16 protein-coding genes are annotated in these 17,979 nt (G+C 62.7%); 12 read left to right on the top strand and 4 right to left on the bottom strand.

Translation table 11 applies throughout. The annotated features are described in order from the left end of the window. The first annotated feature begins 57 nt into the window (after positions 1-57). The 4 genes from purE (at position 58) to DMX12_RS03225 (ending at position 2,566) form a co-directional block, all read left to right on the top strand. Positions 58-549 (top strand): 5-(carboxyamino)imidazole ribonucleotide mutase, encoded by a 492-nt coding sequence (purE, locus tag DMX12_RS03240; RefSeq protein WP_009684500.1) that lies wholly within the window; start codon positions 58-60, stop codon positions 547-549. A 10-nt stretch (positions 550-559) separates the two neighbouring features. Beyond that, positions 560-1,642, top strand: coding sequence for a 5-(carboxyamino)imidazole ribonucleotide synthase (locus DMX12_RS03235; RefSeq protein ID WP_029886439.1), 1,083 nt, complete (start codon positions 560-562; stop codon positions 1,640-1,642). A 96-nt stretch (positions 1,643-1,738) separates the two neighbouring features. Then, positions 1,739-1,984 carry a GlsB/YeaQ/YmgE family stress response membrane protein gene (locus DMX12_RS03230; protein ID WP_009684502.1) on the top strand — a complete coding sequence of 82 codons (246 nt, stop codon included), beginning with the start codon at positions 1,739-1,741 and terminating at the stop codon, positions 1,982-1,984. 48 nt (positions 1,985-2,032) lie between these two features. Beyond that, complete coding sequence (locus DMX12_RS03225; protein WP_177411232.1) at positions 2,033-2,566, top strand: DUF3299 domain-containing protein; 534 nt, start codon at positions 2,033-2,035, stop codon at positions 2,564-2,566. Between the two features lie 333 nt (positions 2,567-2,899). On the opposite strand, the gene DMX12_RS03215 is transcribed toward DMX12_RS03225, so the two are convergent. Together DMX12_RS03215 and DMX12_RS03210 are read right to left on the bottom strand one after the other, a co-directional pair. Further along, complete coding sequence (locus DMX12_RS03215; protein WP_110676200.1) at positions 2,900-3,796, bottom strand: D-hexose-6-phosphate mutarotase; 897 nt, start codon at positions 3,794-3,796, stop codon at positions 2,900-2,902. Between the two features lie 71 nt (positions 3,797-3,867). Then, the gene (locus DMX12_RS03210) at positions 3,868-4,266 is read right to left on the bottom strand and encodes an acyl-CoA thioesterase (protein ID WP_003253317.1); all 399 of its coding nucleotides are present in this window, start codon (positions 4,264-4,266) and stop codon (positions 3,868-3,870) included. Positions 4,267-4,627: 361 nt separating this feature from the next. Here DMX12_RS03210 and DMX12_RS03205 point away from each other — a divergent pair, with 361 nt between their 5' ends. The 8 genes from DMX12_RS03205 (at position 4,628) to DMX12_RS03170 (ending at position 15,044) form a co-directional block, all read left to right on the top strand. Further along, positions 4,628-5,917: an MFS transporter gene (locus tag DMX12_RS03205; protein WP_110676198.1), complete on the top strand. Its 1,290-nt coding sequence runs from the start codon at positions 4,628-4,630 to the stop codon at positions 5,915-5,917. 141 nt (positions 5,918-6,058) lie between these two features. Then, positions 6,059-7,057 (top strand): phosphate ABC transporter substrate-binding protein PstS, encoded by a 999-nt coding sequence (locus tag DMX12_RS03200; RefSeq protein ID WP_009684506.1) that lies wholly within the window; start codon positions 6,059-6,061, stop codon positions 7,055-7,057. Between the two features lie 138 nt (positions 7,058-7,195). Further along, positions 7,196-9,484, top strand: a complete 2,289-nt coding sequence (locus DMX12_RS03195) for an ABC transporter permease subunit (RefSeq protein WP_110676196.1) — start codon at positions 7,196-7,198, stop codon at positions 9,482-9,484. A gap of 71 nt (positions 9,485-9,555) precedes the next feature. Then, on the top strand, positions 9,556-11,172 hold the full coding sequence (gene pstA / locus DMX12_RS03190; RefSeq protein WP_177411234.1) for a phosphate ABC transporter permease PstA: 1,617 nt from the start codon (positions 9,556-9,558) through the stop codon (positions 11,170-11,172). A gap of 101 nt (positions 11,173-11,273) precedes the next feature. Next, positions 11,274-12,107, top strand: coding sequence for a phosphate ABC transporter ATP-binding protein PstB (gene pstB / locus DMX12_RS03185; protein ID WP_009684509.1), 834 nt, complete (start codon positions 11,274-11,276; stop codon positions 12,105-12,107). Between the two features lie 130 nt (positions 12,108-12,237). Beyond that, positions 12,238-13,008 (top strand): phosphate signaling complex protein PhoU, encoded by a 771-nt coding sequence (phoU, locus tag DMX12_RS03180; protein WP_029886885.1) that lies wholly within the window; start codon positions 12,238-12,240, stop codon positions 13,006-13,008. Between the two features lie 162 nt (positions 13,009-13,170). Further along, a complete protein-coding gene (locus DMX12_RS03175; protein WP_110676191.1) occupies positions 13,171-14,067 on the top strand; it encodes a response regulator in 897 nt (298 codons plus the stop codon). 80 nt (positions 14,068-14,147) lie between these two features. Then, complete coding sequence (locus DMX12_RS03170) at positions 14,148-15,044, top strand: peptidoglycan DD-metalloendopeptidase family protein (RefSeq protein WP_009684512.1); 897 nt, start codon at positions 14,148-14,150, stop codon at positions 15,042-15,044. 94 nt (positions 15,045-15,138) lie between these two features. Here the strand turns inward: DMX12_RS03170 and DMX12_RS03165 are convergent, their stop codons facing one another. Both DMX12_RS03165 and phoR read right to left on the bottom strand, forming a co-directional pair. After that, positions 15,139-16,479: a hemolysin family protein gene (locus tag DMX12_RS03165; protein WP_009684513.1), complete on the bottom strand. Its 1,341-nt coding sequence runs from the start codon at positions 16,477-16,479 to the stop codon at positions 15,139-15,141. 117 nt (positions 16,480-16,596) lie between these two features. After that, positions 16,597-17,904, bottom strand: coding sequence for a phosphate regulon sensor histidine kinase PhoR (gene phoR, locus DMX12_RS03160; protein ID WP_054905391.1), 1,308 nt, complete (start codon positions 17,902-17,904; stop codon positions 16,597-16,599). Positions 17,905-17,979: the final 75 nt, after the last annotated feature.

Genomic DNA, 17,979 nt, shown 5'->3' with positions numbered 1-17,979 from the left:
CCGCGTGGCTTGTTGCTTTATAGCGCGCCAGAAGGCGCTTGCAGGAGAGGCTCGACGATGAGTGCACTGGTTGGCGTGATCATGGGCTCCAAGTCCGATTGGTCCACCCTTAGCCACACCGCCGATATGCTGGAAAAACTCGGCATTCCCTACGAAGTGAAGGTGGTGTCCGCCCACCGCACCCCGGATCTGCTGTTCCAGTACGCCGAAGAGGCCGAGGGCCGGGGCATCGAGGTGATCATCGCGGGTGCTGGTGGCGCTGCCCACCTGCCGGGCATGTGCGCCGCCAAGACCCACCTGCCGGTGCTGGGCGTGCCGGTGCAGTCGTCGATGCTCTCGGGCGTCGACTCGCTGCTGTCGATCGTGCAGATGCCAGCCGGCGTACCGGTTGCCACCCTGGCCATCGGCCGTGCCGGTGCAGTCAATGCGGCGCTGTTGTCGGCCAGCATCCTGGGTGCCAAATACCCGCAATTCCACGCTGCGCTGAAGCAATTCCGCACGGAACAGACCGACACCGTGCTGGACAACCCAGACCCGCGCCAGGCTTGAGGCTCAACCCATGAAGATCGGTGTAATCGGTGGCGGCCAGCTGGGCCGCATGCTGGCCTTGGCGGGTACCCCGCTGGGCATGAATTTCGCTTTCCTCGACCCGGCGCCGGATGCTTGCGCTGCGCCTCTGGGCGAGCACCTGCGGGCCGATTACGGCGATCAGGAGCACCTGCGCCAGTTGGCTGACGAAGTTGACCTGGTGACCTTCGAGTTCGAGAGTGTCCCGGCCGAAACCGTGGCCTTCCTCTCGCAGTTCGTACCGGTCTACCCCAGTGCCGAAGCGCTGCGCATCGCCCGTGACCGCTTGTTCGAGAAGAGCATGTTCCGCGACCTGGGTATCCCTACCCCGGCTTTCGCCGACATCCTCTCGCAAGCCGACCTGGACGCCGCAGTCGCCAGCATCGGCCTGCCAGCCGTGCTGAAAACCCGTACCCTGGGTTACGACGGCAAGGGCCAGAAGGTGCTGCGCACGCCTGAAGACGTGGTTGATACCTTCGCCGAACTGGGCAGCGTGCCCTGCCTGCTGGAAGGCTTTGTACCCTTTACCGGCGAAGTCTCGCTGGTGGCCGTACGGGCCCGTGATGGCGAAACCCGCTTCTACCCGCTGGTGCACAACACCCACGAGAGCGGCATCCTGCGCCTGTCGGTGGCCAGCCAGGCACACCCGCTGCAGGCTTTGGCTGAAGACTATGTTGGCCGTGTACTGCAAAAGCTGGAGTACGTGGGCGTGATGGCGTTCGAGTTCTTCGAAGTCGACGGTGGCCTGAAGGCCAACGAAATCGCCCCGCGCGTGCACAACTCCGGGCATTGGACCATCGAAGGTGCCGAATGCAGCCAGTTCGAGAACCACCTGCGCGCGGTGGCCGGCCTGCCGCTGGGCTCCACCGCCAAGGTGGGCGAGAGTGCGATGCTCAACTTCATCGGTGAAGTGCCTGCCGTGGACAAGGTGATCGCCATCGATGGCTGCCACCTGCACCACTACGGCAAGGCTTTCAAGGCCGGCCGCAAGGTTGGCCACGCCACCCTGCGCTGCCACGACATGGCTACCCTCGAGCGCAAAATTGCCGAGGTAGAGGCCCTGATCAGCAACTGATCGAACTTCTACCAGCGGCTTGCCCTCTGAAATGGCAACAAGTCGAAGCGCTGTCTAGGCTTTGGCTTGTTCCATTTTCACTGCAGAGGGATTGCCATGGGCATCATTGGAACCATCTTCATCGGCCTCATCGTCGGCCTACTGGCCCGCTTCATCAAACCAGGCGACGACAGCATGGGCTGGATCATGACCATCCTGCTGGGTATTGCCGGTTCGCTGTTGGCCACCTATGGCGGCCAGGCGCTGGGCATTTACCAGGCTGGGCAGGCGGCGGGCTTCTTCGGCGCGCTGGTCGGTGCCATTGTCCTTCTGGTGATCTACGGGTTCATCAAGAAACGCTGAATACCGGTTAGAATGCTCGGCAATTCCATCGAGTTGCCGAGCATTGTCATGCGTGCCTTTTTTCTCCTGCCCCTGCTGTTGGCCAGCACCCTGGCCCATGCCGAACTGCCTGAAACCGACTGGCTTGAACTGATGCCCAAGTCGGACCAGAAGGCGCTCGAGCAGATGCCCGAAATCGACCATAACTCGCCGGAAGCCATGGGTACCTTCACCGACAAGGGCGGCCTCAAGCAGAGCAAGGGTCTGCCGGCGGTGATGTATTCCACCAAGACCGTGCCAGCCATGAATGGCAAGGACATCCGCCTGGGCGGTTACCCGGTACCGCTGGAAGGCGATGCCAAGGGTAACAGCACGTTGTTCTTCCTGGTGCCGTACCCGGGCGCGTGCATCCACGTACCGCCTCCGCCGCCCAATCAGCTGGTGCTGGTGCGCTACCCGAAAGGCCTGAAGATCGATGACATCTACACCCCGCTGTGGGTCACCGGCAAATTGAAGGTGGAGAAGGTCAGCAATGATCTGGCCGATGCCGCCTATGCGCTGGATGCCGCAAAGGTGAGGGTGGTGGAAGACGCCGACCTCTGAGCCCTCGCCACACAAGGCCGCACCTGCAACGGCACGCGATCGCCAGTAACAGCAACTGTCTTGCCCAAAATTTGAAAAGCCTGCGCGTTTCATTGTGGGAGCGGGCTTGCCCGCGAAGCAGGCGACGCGGTGTCTGGCACCGGCTGCGCCGGTGTTCGCGGGCACGCCCGCTCCCACAAGTGGAATGGTGAATGACAGCTTCTGCTCCTGCTCGTGCTCTAGGCACCTGCGGCATTCAGCTTGTCATTCACCGCTCTCACTGCAGATTCTAATCCCCTCTCAAGACACAAGCGGCCTTGTGTCGCGAAAGGACCGCGCAGCGGTCCCTGGTACTCAAAGCGCTTCGCTAGCCAGCACCACGCCCAGCGAATGACTGGCCCCAGGCTTCAACTCCACCAGGTCATCCCACACATTCGCCGTCTCGATGCATAGCATCCGTTGCCAACCCTCATCGGCCATGTCCGACAGCTCCCTGGCCCGTTCGGTCCAGGGGTTCCAGATAACCGCCGAACGCGAGCCGCTGCTGGTCAGGGTTATCCGCCGGTTCCAGTGCGGGTCGACAATGCTCAGCGTTTGCGGGGCACCGAGGTAGATCCGGTCAGTCTCCCCGGTGAACGTGAGCGGCCCCTGCTGCTGGCGCTGTTGCCAGTCAGCCAAGGTTTCGATGTAACTCAGCCCCTCTACCCCTTCGACCTGGGCCTGGCGCACGTCACTGACCGCAAAGTAGCTGTGCAGGGCTTGGCTGATGGTGACGGGTGCAGTGCCCACGTTGCGACTGGTGAGGTTCAGTTTCAGGTCCGCGCCAAGCGCTATCACCAGTTTCAGTTCGACTGAATGCGGCCAGTCGGGCAGTTGACCCTGCGCTTCTGGCAGCGCGAATTCGATCTGCAGTTGCTGGCCGACTTCCTCGATACCCAGCAATTGCCAGTCTCGGGCGCGCGCAAGGCCGTGGGCAGGCGCCTGCGCTCCGTTGTACATGGCCTGCACAGCCTGGGGGTTACGCTGCAGGTTGCCGAACCACGGCCAGCACACGGGTACCCCGGCGCGCACCGACTTGCCCTTGCCGAAGATGGCCTGGTCGCTCAGCCACAGCAGTGGCGGCTCGCCCACCCGCTGGTAGCTGAGGATCTGTGCGCCCTGTTGGGCGATCAGGAGTTCGGCGTGGTCGCTGCTGATACGCCAGCAGTTCAGTTCGCCATGTTGCTCGGTTACGACCTGGAAGGTTGCCATTGCACTTGTCTCATTGATTGCCAGTGGGCCTTGGACCCGGGCACCTGCAATGAGTTTACCGCCGGCAAGGCTCAGCGACGAGGCACCGAGCGCGTGCGGCCGCTGCCGTCGATGGCGACGAAGACGAATACCGCCTCGGTGACCTTGCGCCATTCGCTGGACAGCGGGTCGTCGCTCCACACTTCGACCATCATCTGGATCGAGCTACGGCCGATTTCCAGGGTCTGGGTATAGAACGACAGCTGCGCACCCACGGCGACCGGCACGAGGAACGCCATGCGGTCGATGGCCACGGTGGCTACCCGGCCACCGGCGACACGGCTGGCCATGGCAGTGCCGGCCAGGTCCATCTGGGCGACCAGCCAGCCGCCGAAGATGTCGCCAAAGCCGTTGGTTTCCCGCGGCAGGGCGGTGATCTGCAAGGCCAGGTCGCCCTGCGGGATAGGATCTTCTTGTTCGAGCTCAATCATGCGATGGGGCCTCTGACCCGTGACGCTTTCGTTGGTGTGGCGCAAGGGCCGGGTAAACGATTCAGCTTGAAACATACTACGCCGATTTCGTTTCACTGGGCGGCCGTAGGGAAACTCTGCGAAACCGCCTGACAATAAAGACCGGCGTTTTCGCACAACATCCCACGTTAGGCGCAACCTTTTCCTACGAGTTGCCAGTATATAGAGCATAACGGCCAGCGACGACCGTACATTCGTGAATATCTGTAGGGTTTTGGTAGCGCTATCAGCACGCCTCGGCAATTTGCTATCTTCGCTGGTCTCCCAATCCAGAAGCCGCGCGCCCAGCGGCCTGCATGCCCTACAAAGAGAACAACCAGCGATGACTTCCGTGCCGAGCAGTATCGAGCAGCCCTCGCGGCCGCTGACCCGCAGTGACTACAAGACCCTCTCACTGTCCGCATTGGGCGGGGCGCTGGAGTTCTACGACTTCATCATCTTCGTGTTCTTCGCCACGGTGGTCGGCAAGCTGTTCTTCCCCGCCGACATGCCCGAGTGGCTGCGCCTGATGCAAACCTTCGGCATCTTCGCGGCCGGTTACCTGGCGCGGCCGCTGGGCGGCATCATCATGGCCCACTTTGGCGACCTGCTCGGGCGCAAGAAGATGTTCACCCTGAGCATTTTCATGATGGCCCTGCCGACGCTGATCATGGGTCTGCTGCCAACGTATGCCCAGATCGGCCTGTGGGCACCGATCCTGCTGCTGCTGATGCGGGTTATCCAGGGCGCTGCGATCGGAGGGGAAGTGCCGGGCGCCTGGGTGTTCGTTTCCGAGCACGTACCGGCGCGTAACACCGGTTACGCCTGCGGCACCCTCACGGCCGGCCTGACTTCGGGCATTCTGCTGGGGTCGCTGGTCGCCACGCTGATCAACACGGTCTACAGCCCTGCAGAAGTCGCGGATTACGCCTGGCGCATCCCCTTCCTGCTGGGTGGTGTGTTCGGCCTGTTCTCGGTCTACCTGCGCCGCTGGCTGCACGAAACGCCGGTATTCGCCGAGATGCAGCAGCGCAAGGCCCTGGCAGAAGAGCTACCGCTGCGTGCGGTGCTGCGCGACCATCGTGGCGCGATCATCTTGTCGATGCTGCTGACCTGGATGCTGTCGGCGGCCATCGTCGTGCTCATCCTGATGACCCCGGCGCTGTTGCAGAGCATCTACCACATCAGCCCCACCGACTCGCTCAAGGCCAACAGCCTGGCCATCGTGCTGCTCAGCTTCGGCTGCATCAGCGCTGGCAGCCTGGCGGACCGATTTGGCGCGGGCCTAGTGTTCGTGATTGGCAGCCTGTTGCTGCTGATAACCTCCTGGAGCTTCTACCACAGCTTGCCAACCCGGCCCGAGTTGCTGTTCCCGCTGTATGCGGTAACCGGCCTGTGCGTGGGGGTGATCGGCGCGGTGCCTTATGTGATGGTCAAGGCGTTCCCGGCGGCGGTGCGCTTCAGTGGGTTGTCGTTCTCCTACAACGTGGCCTACGCGATCTTTGGCGGGCTGACGCCGATGGTGGTGACGGCGCTGCTCAAGGTCAGCCCCATGGCGCCGGCCTACTATGTGGCGGGGTTGTGTGCCGTCGGGCTGGGCGTAGGGGTTTATCTGCTCGCCAACAAACGCTGAGCTGCGCTGCCGCGTGGCGCGGCCCTACGAATGATGGCCTTTAATCCATTTGTCACAATTAGGTCATATCGTGTTCATGCGGCCTGCCGATACTGGGGCCCGTTCCATCCAGCACCCCAATATTCCTGCTAGGAGCAAGGCATGAAACTGAAGCGTTTGATGGCGGCCCTCACGTTCGCCGCCGCTGGCGTTGCAACCGCCAACGCGGTGGCCGCTGTCGATCCTGCGATCCCGACGTACACCAAGACCACCGGTGTTTCGGGCAACCTCTCCAGCGTCGGTTCCGACACCCTGGCCAACCTGATGACGCTGTGGGCCGAGGCCTACAAGAAGGAATATCCGAACGTAAACATCCAGATCCAGGCGGCGGGTTCCTCCACCGCGCCACCTGCGCTGACCGAAGGCACTGCCAACCTCGGCCCGATGAGCCGCAAGATGAAGGACGTCGAGCTGCAAGCCTTCGAGCAGAAGTACGGCTACAAACCGACCGCTATTCCCGTTGCAGTCGACGCCCTGGCCGTGTTCGTGCACAAGGACAACCCGATCAAGGGCCTGACCATGGCGCAGGTCGATGCCATCTTCTCCTCGACCCGCTTGTGTGGGGGCAAGGCCGAGGTCAAGACCTGGGGTGATGTAGGTGTGACCGGCGACCTGGCCAACAAGCCGATCCAGCTGTTCGGCCGCAACTCGGTTTCCGGCACCTATGGCTACTTCAAAGAAGAGGCCCTGTGCAAAGGCGACTTCAAGCCTAATGTCAACGAACAACCCGGTTCGGCTTCGGTCGTGCAGTCGATCAGCTCTTCGCTCAACGGCATCGGTTACTCGGGCATCGGCTACAAGACCGCCAGCGTCAAGACCGTAGCCCTGGCCAAGAAAGAAGGCAGCGCGTTCGTTGAAGACAACGAAGCCAACGCCCTGAACGGCACCTACCCACTGTCGCGCTTCCTGTACGTGTACGTTAACAAGGCGCCGAACAAGCCACTGGCGCCGCTGGAAGCCGAGTTCGTCAAGCTGGTGCTGTCGCAGGCTGGGCAGCAGGTGGTGGTCAAGGACGGCTACATCCCGCTGCCGGCCAAGGTCGTCGACAAGACCTTGGCAGATTTGGGCCTGTCCCATGCCGGTAGTGTTGCCAAGCAGTAACTAATTGCGGGGAGGCCGGTGCCACCGCCCGGCCTCGTCCACGAATTCCCGGCCCGAAGCCAGGTAACCTGTGCGGCGGGCTTTCGCGCGTCACTATTTTGTAATGTTTTTGTCACACGGGACAGCTAGGGTGTGCGCATGAATGATCTGGCCAACTCCAACATGACCCAAAAACCCCAGCCCGTGCGCATTGATTTCAATACGCCCGAGTTGCAACGCAAGCGCCGCTTGCGCGCGCTCAAGGACCGCCTGACCCGCTGGTATGTGCTGGTGGGCGGCCTTGCCGTTTTGGCCGCCATTACGTTGATCTTCTTCTACCTGGCCTATGTGGTGCTGCCGCTGTTCCAGGGCGCCGAGCTGACGCGCAAGCAAGCCCTGCAGCCAACCTGGCTGCAGCAGGATGCCGGCAAGCCGCTGATGATCGCGCTGGAAGAGCAGAACCTGGTGGGCATGCGGGTTTCGGACAAAGGCCAGGCGTTGTTCTTCGATGCCAAGACCGGCCAAGCGCTCAAGCGCATCGACCTGCCGGTACCAGCCGGTACCCAGGTCACCTCGATCGGGGCCGACCAGCCGGGCAGCCCGCTGGTGGTGCTGGGCCTGTCCAACGGTCAGGCGCTGGTGTTCCACCACGCCTACAAGATCACCTACCCGGACAACCAGAAGGCGATTACCGCCAGCATCGACTACCCCTACGGCGAGCAGCCATTCGTGCTCGACGAGCAGGGCCGTGCGTTGGAGCACGTGAGCGTCAATGCCAACGGTGACACCCTGGTGCTGGCCGGCTCCACCGGTGCGCAACTGCAGGTGCTGGAGTTGACCCGTAGCGAGAACATGCTGACCGAAGAAGTCACCACGGAGCAGAACCGCATCGTCCTGCCGCAGATGACCGAGGTGGTGAAGAACATTTTCATCGATCCGCGCCAGCACTGGCTGTACGTGATCAACGGCCGGGCCACGGCCGACGTGTTCAACCTGCGCGACAAGAGCCTCAACGGCCGCTATAAACTGGCCGACAGTGCCGACACCGAAGTGACCGCCACGGGGCAACTGGTGGGCGGCATTTCGCTGATCGTCGGTGACTCCAGGGGTGGCCTGGCCCAGTGGTTCATGGCCCGCGACCCGGATGGCGAATCGCGCCTCAAGCAGATCCGTACCTTCCAGCTGGGCAAGGCACCGATCGTGCAGATCGACGCCGAAGAGCGCCGCAAGGGCTTCATCGCGCTGGACGCGAACGGCCAGCTTGGAGTGTTCCACAGTACGGCGCACCGTACGCTGCTGGTCGAACCCGTCGCCGAAGGCCCGGGCATCCTGGCCCTGTCCCCGCGCGCCAACCGCATCATCATCGAACAAGGCGGCAAGCTGCTGCCGCTGAGCCTGCGCAACCCGCACCCGGAAATTTCCTTCAGCGCGTTGTGGAGCAAGGTCTGGTACGAGAACTACGACGAGCCTAAGTACGTCTGGCAGTCGACCGCTTCCAACACCGACTTCGAGCCGAAGCTCAGCCTGTCGCCGCTGACCTTCGGTACCCTCAAGGCCGCGTTCTACGCCATGATCTTGGCAGCCCCGCTGGCGGTCGCCGCCGCCATCTATACCGCTTACTTCATGGCCCCGGGCATGCGGCGCAAGGTCAAGCCGGTGATCGAACTGATGGAGGCGATGCCGACGGTGATCCTCGGTTTCTTCGCCGGCCTGTTCCTTGCCCCCTACCTGGAAGGTCACCTGCCGGGGGTCTTCAGCCTGTTCCTGCTGATGCCGTTCGGCATTCTGCTGGTGGGCTTCACCTGGACCCGCCTGCCAGAGGCGATCCGCCTGCGTGTACCTGACGGCTGGGAAGCGGCGATACTGATCCCGGTAATCCTGCTGATCGGCTGGTTCGCCCTGGCCATGAGCCCGCACCTGGAAAACTGGTTCTTTGCTGGCGACATGCGCCTGTGGATCACCAACGATCTGGGCATCACCTATGACCAGCGCAATGCCCTGGTGGTCGGCATCGCCATGGGCTTCGCGGTCATCCCCAACATCTACTCCATCGCCGAAGACGCCGTGTTCAGCGTGCCGCGCAGCCTCACCCTGGGCTCGCTGGCGCTGGGCGCCACCCCCTGGCAGACCCTGACCCGCGTGGTCATCCTGACTGCCAGCCCGGGCATCTTCTCGGCGCTGATGATCGGCATGGGCCGCGCAGTGGGCGAAACCATGATCGTGCTGATGGCCACCGGCAATACGCCGGTGATGGAAATGAACCTGTTCGAGGGCATGCGCACCCTGGCCGCCAACGTGGCCGTGGAAATGCCCGAATCGGAAGTCGGCGGCAGCCACTACCGCGTGCTGTTCCTGGCCGCGCTGGTACTGCTGATGTTCACCTTCGTCATGAACACCTTGGCCGAGCTGATTCGCCAGCGTCTGCGCAAGAAATACTCGTCGCTTTGATAGAAAGGTAGCGATCCGTGAAAAAGGATTCCCTCAAAGGCTGGTTCAAGAGCGGCGCCCCCGGTGTTTGGATGAGCGGCGGCGCAGTGGCCATGGCGGTGATCATGACCGTGGGCCTGCTGGCGGTCATCGCCGTGCGCGGCCTGGGCCACTTCTGGCCGGCCGACCTGGTGCAGGCCACCTACCAGGTGCCGGGCCAGGCTGGCCAGGTGGTGATTGGCGAAGTGGTGCAGCAGGAGGACGTGCCGCGTGCCCGCCTCAAAGGTGCCGGCCTGCCGGTACCGGACCAGGGCCCGGAGTTCATGAGCCGTGAACTGATCAAGGTGGGTAACCGCGACCTCTATGGCAGCGATTTCACCTGGGTGGTCGGCGATTGGCTGGTCGACGAGCAGCGCCCGGCCGACCTGATGGCCCTGGAGCGCCGCGAGTGGGGCAACTTCTATGGCTACCTGGTCAGCGTCAAGGAACAGGGCCGGGTGGTTGCCGAAGGCCCGGCTGCCTGGAGCGAGTTGCAAGCGCGGCTCAAGCGTGCCAGCCAGCTCAACGGTGAATTGCAGCAACTGGAGAAGAAAGACATCGGGGCCATCAACCATGGCCTGGAGCGGCTGCGGCTTCACGCCCGCAAGCTGGAGCTGGACGGCAAGCTGGACGCTACCGCCCAGGCGGACATGGACGCCGAGCGCGCCGAACTGAACAGCCGCTACCAGGCTATCGAAGCGCGCCTCGGCGGCCTGCACCAGGCACTCGCGCGTGACAGCCTGGTGGCCCGCGATGGCAACGGCCTTGAAGTGGAAATCAGCCTGAACAAGGTGGTGCATGCCCTCCAGCCAAACGGCATGTCTGCTTTTACCAAGCTGCGCACCTACTTTGCCAAGGTCTGGGAATTCCTGAGCGACGACCCGCGTGAAGCCAACACCGAGGGCGGCATCTTCCCGGCCATCTTCGGTACCGTGATGATGACCCTGATCATGGCCGTGATCGTCACCCCGTTCGGCGTGCTTGCGGCAGTCTACTTGCGTGAATACGCAAGGCAGGGGCCGGTAACCCGGCTGATCCGCATTGCCGTGAACAACCTGGCGGGGGTGCCGGCGATCGTCTACGGCGTATTTGGCTTGGGTTTCTTCGTGTATGTGCTGGGTGGCTCGATCGACCGCCTGTTCTTCCCCGAAGCGCTGCCCGCGCCAACCCTGGGTACACCAGGCTTGCTGTGGGCGTCGCTGACCCTGGCGCTGCTGGCAGTGCCTGTGGTGATCGTGGCCACCGAAGAAGGCCTGGCGCGCATCCCGCGTACGGTGCGTGAAGGCTCGCTGGCGCTGGGTGCGACCAAGGCCGAAACGCTGTGGCGGATTGTGTTGCCCATGGCCAGCCCGGCGATGATGACCGGCATGATCCTCGCCGTGGCCCGCGCTGCGGGCGAAGTGGCGCCGCTGATGCTGGTGGGTGTGGTGAAGCTGGCGCCGTCGTTGCCGGTTGACGGTAACTACCCGTACCTGCACCTGGACCAGAAGATCATGCACCTGGGCTTCCACATCTATGACGTCGGCTTCCAGAGCCCCAACGTAGAAGCCGCGCGGCCGCTGGTCTACGCCACGGCGCTGTTGCTGGTGCTGGTGATCGCGGCCCTGAACCTGTCGGCGGTATGGATCCGCAACCACCTGCGCGAAAAGTACAAGGCGCTGGACAGCTGATTGAAGCTTTAAGCCACAAGCGGCAAGCTCCAAGCAGATTGCCGCTTTGCCCAAACTTGCAGCTTGCAGCTCGAAGCTTGCAGCTACAAACGGAGTCAACCATGCAGAACGAATCCCACACCCACGGCATCGACATGTCTGCCCTGGGCCGCAGCAAGCAGGGCCTGCGCCTGGCCGAAGAAACCGTGGCCATCGAGGTACCGGGGCTGAGCCTGTTCTACGGCGACAAGCAGGCCTTGTTCGATGTCAGCATGAACATCCCCAAGCAGCGCGTGACGGCGTTCATCGGCCCTTCCGGCTGCGGCAAGTCGACCTTGTTGCGCACGTTCAACCGCATGAACGACCTGGTTGACGGTTGCCGCGTGCAGGGTGCCGTGAACTTGTATGGCAACAACATCTACCGCAAGGGCGAAGATGTCGCCGAGCTGCGCCGCCGTGTGGGCATGGTGTTCCAGAAGCCCAACCCGTTTCCCAAGACCATTTACGAAAACGTGGTCTATGGCCTGCGCATTCAGGGCATCAACAAGAAGCGCGTGCTCGACGAGGCCGTCGAGTGGGCGTTGAAGGCCGCGGCGCTGTGGGACGAGGTCAAGGACCGCCTGCACGAGTCGGCCCTGGGCCTGTCTGGTGGCCAGCAGCAACGCCTGGTCATCGCCCGCACCATCGCCGTGGAGCCTGAGGTGCTGCTGCTGGATGAGCCGTGCTCGGCGCTGGACCCGATCTCGACCCTCAAGGTCGAGGAATTGATCTACGAACTCAAAGCCAAGTACACCATCGTCATCGTGACCCACAACATGCAGCAGGCTGCCCGTGTTTCGGACTACACCGCGTTCATGTACATGGGCAAGCTGGTCGAGTTTGGCGACACCGATACCCTGTTCACCAACCCGGCGAAGAAGCAGACCGAAGACTACATCACTGGTCGCTACGGCTAAGAGCGCCTTTGGCGCAGCTGCAAGCTTCGAGCTGCAAGCTGCAAGATGAAGCGGTTAGCGCGGAGCCAGGGAACGACACGAACCACTTGAAGCTTGCAGCTAGCGGCTAGCAACTTCGCGGAGCGACAGCATGATCAACAAAGAAAGCCTTACCCACCACATTTCCCAGCAGTTCAACGCCGAGCTGGAAGAGGTGCGCAGCCACCTGCTGGCCATGGGCGGGCTGGTTGAAAAACAGGTCAACGACGCGGTCACCGCGCTGATCGAAGCCGATTCGGGCCTGGCCCAGCAAGTGCGCGAGGTTGACGAGCAGATCAACCAGATGGAGCGCAATATCGACGAGGAATGCCTGCGTATCCTCGCCCGTCGGCAGCCGGCGGCCTCCGACTTGCGCCTGATCATCAGTATCTCCAAGTCGGTGATCGACCTGGAGCGCATTGGTGACGAATCGACCAAGATCGCCCGCCGGGCCATCCAGCTGTGTGAAGAAGGCGAGTCGCCACGGGGCTATGTGGAAGTGCGCCACATCGGTGACCAGGTGCGCAACATGGTCCGCGATGCGCTGGACGCTTTTGCCCGCTTCGACGCCGACCTGGCACTGTCCGTGGCTCAGTACGACAAGACCATCGACCGGGAGTACAAGACCGCCCTGCGTGAACTGGTGACCTACATGATGGAAGACCCGCGCTCGATTTCGCGGGTACTGAGCGTGATCTGGGTGCTGCGCTCGCTGGAACGTATTGGCGACCATGCACGCAATATCTCCGAGTTGGTGATCTACCTGGTCCGCGGTACCGATGTGCGTCACATGGGCCTCAAGCGAATGACTGCAGAAGTGCAGGGCACCGCGCCCACCGATGGCGAAAAGGCTAATGTTCCTGGTGAATCTGACGATAAGTAAGGTTGCCCCTGAGCAGCGACGCCCGGCCTTGGCCGGGCGTTTTCGTTTACGGCCGAGAGCCGGCAGGCACCCGCGAACGATCGGATGAACGCCCGGCGTTACCAGGTGGTAGCAAGTAGCCAGTATTTGGCAGTAGGCTAGTCGGGTTCAGAAGGAGTTTCGATGAGTAAAGTGAATGTGCTGGTCGTGGATGACGCCCCGTTTATCCGCGACCTGGTCCGCAAGTGCCTGCGCAGTGCCTTCCCGGGCATGACGATCGACGATGCCGTCAATGGTCGCAAGGCCATGGCCATGCTGGGCAAGGAGGCGTTCGACCTGGTGCTGTGCGACTGGGAAATGCCCGAGATGTCGGGCCTGGAACTGCTCACCTGGTGCCGGCAGCAGCCTGCGTTGAAGCAGCTGCAGTTCATCATGGTGACCAGCCGTGGCGACAAGGAAAACGTCATCCAGGCGATCCAGGCCGGTGTTTCCGATTTTGTCGGCAAGCCATTCACCAACGAGCAGTTGCTGACCAAGGTGAAAAAGGCCCTGACCAAGATCGGCAAGCTCGACAGCCTGATGGCCATCGCCCCGGCGCGCGCCAACCCGGCGTTCGCCAACGACTCCTTGAGTGCGCTGACTGCCGGCAAGCCGGAGGCGGTAAAGGTTGCAGCGCCGGCACTGGCACCGGCTGCTGCCAGGCCAGCGGCCAAGGCGCCCACGCCGGCCGCGGCCACCCCGACCGGTCGGGGCCAAGGGCAACTGCGCCTGGCCGGTGGCATGCAGCCGTGCGTGATCAAGGCGTTGAGCCTGAAAGAGGCGCTGCTGGTGGTACGCCGCGGCGATGTGCTGCCACAGGTGCTGGAAGGTGCAGTGTTGGACCTGGAGCAAGGCGAAAGCGCCGAAGTCGCCCGCCTGAACGGCTATCTGCACGCCGTCGCGGCGCTGGAGCCCAAGCCGGACAGCGACTGGCTGCAACTGACCTTCAAGTTCGTCGACCAGGATGCGCAGAAGCTCGATTACCTGTCGCGGCTGATTGCCCGTGGCACCGCGCAGAAGCATTTCACCCCAGGGGCCTGAGCCATCCGACCAACTGCAACACTTGCCGTTAAACCTGCTGCTAGGCTTCGACAGACCTCAACTGTCAAAAAGCCACTATCATGCCCGGGCGCCTGCTGCTGTTCTGTGCACTGTTCATGGCCTCGGCGTCGAGCCTGGGTGTGACCCTTTACAAGAGCACCGACGAGTCCGGTGTCATTTCCTATTCCGACCGCCCCGGCCCTGGCGCCAGGCCGTTGAATTTGCTTGAGCCCATGGTCGAAACGCTCGAAGGCCAAGTGTTCCTGAACGCGAAAGTGTTCAACGGCGGTGTGAGCTTTTCGGCACGCAACCAACTGCATGTTCCGGTCGAGGTCGAGCTGCGCCTGGACAACCTGGTGAACGCCCAGGGCGGTGACGCCCCGCGTATCGTGCGCCGGCTGCTGCCACCGGGCACCACGCAAATGCTCAGCGTGCTGAGGGGGCGGCCCGGTTTGTTGCTGAATTACCGCTCGACCCTGCTGCAGGCCATGGGTGACCCGGGCAAGCGGCCGCAGGGCTTCCGCTACGGGTTCGCGTGGCTTGGCGGGCCATTCCGCGTGACCCAGGGCCCCAATGGCCGTGTCAGCCATTTCGGGCCGAAGGGGCGCTATGCCATGGATATCGCCATGCCCGAAGGCACCACCATTATCGCGGCGCGCGAAGGGGTGGTGGTGAAAACGCAGAATGGCCAGAGCGGGCGCGAGCCCAACCCGTCGGGCAACTTTGTCAGGGTGCTGCACTCGGACGGCACCATGGGCGTGTACCTGCACCTGATGCGCGACTCGGTGGTGGTGAAGGAGGGGCAGCGGGTGCGCCAGGGGCAGATGCTGGCCAAGTCGGGCAATACCGGCAACAGCACCGGGCCACACCTGCATTTCGTGGTACAGCGCAACGTAGGCTTGGCGCTGGAGTCGATCCCTTACCGGTTCGACAGGCCGCTCAGCGGCTTGCCGGACTTCACTGCGGGTAACCCTTGAGAGCGTCGGGCCTGCTTGGCAGGCCATCGCTACACAAGGCCGCGCCTACAGGTATACGCAAATCGAGAGGGGCTGCGCGGCAGCCCCATGGCCATCAATCCAGCTTGAGCACTTTGGCCAGCACGATCTTCGGCCCTTTCATCTTCTTGATGATGATCCGCAGCCCTTCGACTTCCAGCACCTCTTCTTCTTCAGGCACGCGCTTTAGCGTCTCGTAGACCAGGCCAGCCAGGGTCTCCGCCTCGATATGGTCAAGGTCCACCCCCAGCAGGCGCTCCACCTTGAACAGCGGCGTGTCGCCACGGACCAGCAGCTTGCCCGGCTGGTAGGCGAGGATGCCGCGTTCGGTCTTGCGGTGCTCGTCCTGGATATCGCCGACCAGCACTTCCAGCACGTCTTCCATGGTGAGGTAGCCGATCACCTTGCCATCGGCTTCTTCGACCAGCACAAAGTGCGCACCACCCTTGCGGAACTGCTCCAGCAACTGGGCCAGTGGCATGTGGCGCGATACGCGCTCAAGCGGCCGGGCGAGGTCGTCCAGGTCGATGGCTTCGGGCAAGTGCTCCAGCTCCGCCAGCTCCAGCAGCAGGTCCTTGATGTGCAGCAGGCCGGTGAATTCCTCGCGCTCGGCGTCGTACACCGGGTAGCGGCTGAACTTGTGGCGGCGCACCAGGGCCAGGATCTGCTTCAGCGGCGCATGGGCGTCGATGGTGACCATGTCTTCGCGCGAGTTGGCCCAGTCGACCACTTCCAGCTCGCCCATTTCCACGGCCGAAGCCAGCACGCGCATGCCCTGGTCGCTTGGGTCCTGGCCACGGCTGGAGTGCAGGATCAGCTTCAGTTCTTCACGGCTGTAATGGTGCTCGTGGTGCGGCCCCGGCTCGCCCTGGCCGGCGATGCGCAGGATGGTGTTGGCGCTGGCGTTGAGCAGGTAGATGGCCGGGTACATGGCCCAGTAGAACAGGTACAGCGGTACGGCAGTCCACAGCGACAGCAGCTCCGGTTTGCGGATGGCCCAGGATTTGGGGGCCAGCTCACCGACAACGATGTGCAGGTACGAAATGACGAAGAAGGCGACGAAGAACGACACGCCTTTGATCAGTTCGGGTGAATCGACGCCGAAATACGCCAGCAGTGGTTCCAGCAGGTGGGCAAACGCCGGCTCACCGACCCAGCCCAGGCCCAGCGAGGCCAGGGTGATACCCAGTTGGCAGGCTGACAGGTAAGCGTCCAGCTGGTTGTGCACTTTACGCAGAATGTTGCCGCGCCAGCCATGCTCTTCGGCAATGGCCTCAACGCGGGTGGCGCGCAGCTTGACCATGGCGAACTCTGCAGCAACGAAGAAGCCGTTGAGCAGCACCAGCAGGAAGGCAAAGATGATCATGCCGAAATCGGCGAATAACGAACTGAGGCTGATACCAGGGGAAGGGTCCATGATGGAGTTTTTACGGGGTCCGTCTTAGAAATGGAGAGAAAAAAAGTGCCAGCTCTTGCTGGCACAGGGGATCCAATGTAGCGGCTGGGGCTGCAAAAGCAAAGGGCCCTGCGTTGCTCAGACCTTGCTGTTGACCAATTGTGCCGGGGCAAAATGACAGATGAAGGTACTGCCATGCCCCGGGACGCTGCTGATTTCCAGCTTGCCGCGGTGGCGCATCAGCACATGCTTGACGATGGCCAGCCCCAGCCCGGTGCCGCCTGTATTCGAGGCCCGGCTGGAATCCACCCGGTAGAAGCGCTCGGTGAGGCGTGGCAGGTGTTTGGCATCGATGCCCACGCCAGAGTCCTGCACCGACAAATGCGCGCCCTGGGCATCGGCCCACCAGCGGATGCGGATATCGCCTTCATCCTGGGTGTATTTGACGGCGTTGAACACCAGGTTGGAAAAGGCGCTGCGCAGCTCCGACTCGCTGCCCTTGAGCTGCACGCCGGGGGTTGCTTCCAGCGTAATGCGCTGGTTGCGCGGCCCAGACAACGCCTGGGCGTCGTTCTTGATGGCGGCCAGCAGGGCATCGACCGGCACTGGCTGGTTGTCCGACGGATAATCGGTGGCCTCCAGCTTGGCCAGCAGCAACAGGTCGTTGAGCAGCGTCTGCATGCGCGAGCCTTGCTGGCTCATCTGCTGCAAGGCCCGGCGCCAGCGCGGGTTCACGTCCTCGACGTTGTCCAGCAGGGTTTCCAGGTAGCCGGTGATGACGGTCAGCGGTGTGCGCAATTCGTGCGACACGTTGGCGACGAAGTCTTTGCGCATCTGTTCCAGCTGGTGAATGCGGGTGACGTCGCGCACCAGCATCAAGTGCTCGTTGTTGCCGTAGCGGGTGATGTGCAACTGCAGCCGCATGCGGTCGTTGATCGGTGAGGGGATTTCCAGCGGTTCGAGGTAGTTTTCTGCCTCGAAGTACTCCTTGAAGCGCGGGTGGCGAACCAGGTTGGTGACTTGCTGGCCGCCGTCCTGTGGAGTTTTGAAGCCCAGCAGGGTCTCGGCGGCGCGGTTCCACCACTCCAGGTTGCCGTCGCTGTCGAGCATGATCACCGCATCCCGCAGCGCAGCGGTGGACTCCTGCACGCGGTCGATCACCGCTTGCAGGCGGCCCCGCACACGCTGGTCCCGGCGCTGCAGGTGGTAGATGCTGTCGAACACCTCGCCCCACAGGCCATAGCCGTCGGGCGGCGCCTCGTCGGGCTGGTGGTTGCGGAGCCAGTCATGCAGGCGCAGCAGTTGCTTGAGGGTCCAAGCCAGGTACAGTGCCAGGCCAATGGCCAGGCTCCAGCCATAGTAGCCGCTGATCAGCCCGCCGATCAGGCAGATGCTGATCAGCAACAGCAGGTGGCGAATCAGTGTCGCGTGCCAGTTCTGGTTCAATTGATGGGTCCTTCGGATCCGGCTGCAAGTTGCAAGTTGCAAGTTGCAAGCTGCAAGTTGCAAGCTTCAAGATGA

Origin of the sequence: Pseudomonas sp. MB-090624, from assembly GCF_003205245.1 — a bacterium.
Classification (GTDB): domain Bacteria; phylum Pseudomonadota; class Gammaproteobacteria; order Pseudomonadales; family Pseudomonadaceae; genus Aquipseudomonas; species Aquipseudomonas juntendi.
Note: the sequence above shows the minus strand (reverse complement) of the source record. Positions and strands in the feature narration are given on the sequence as shown.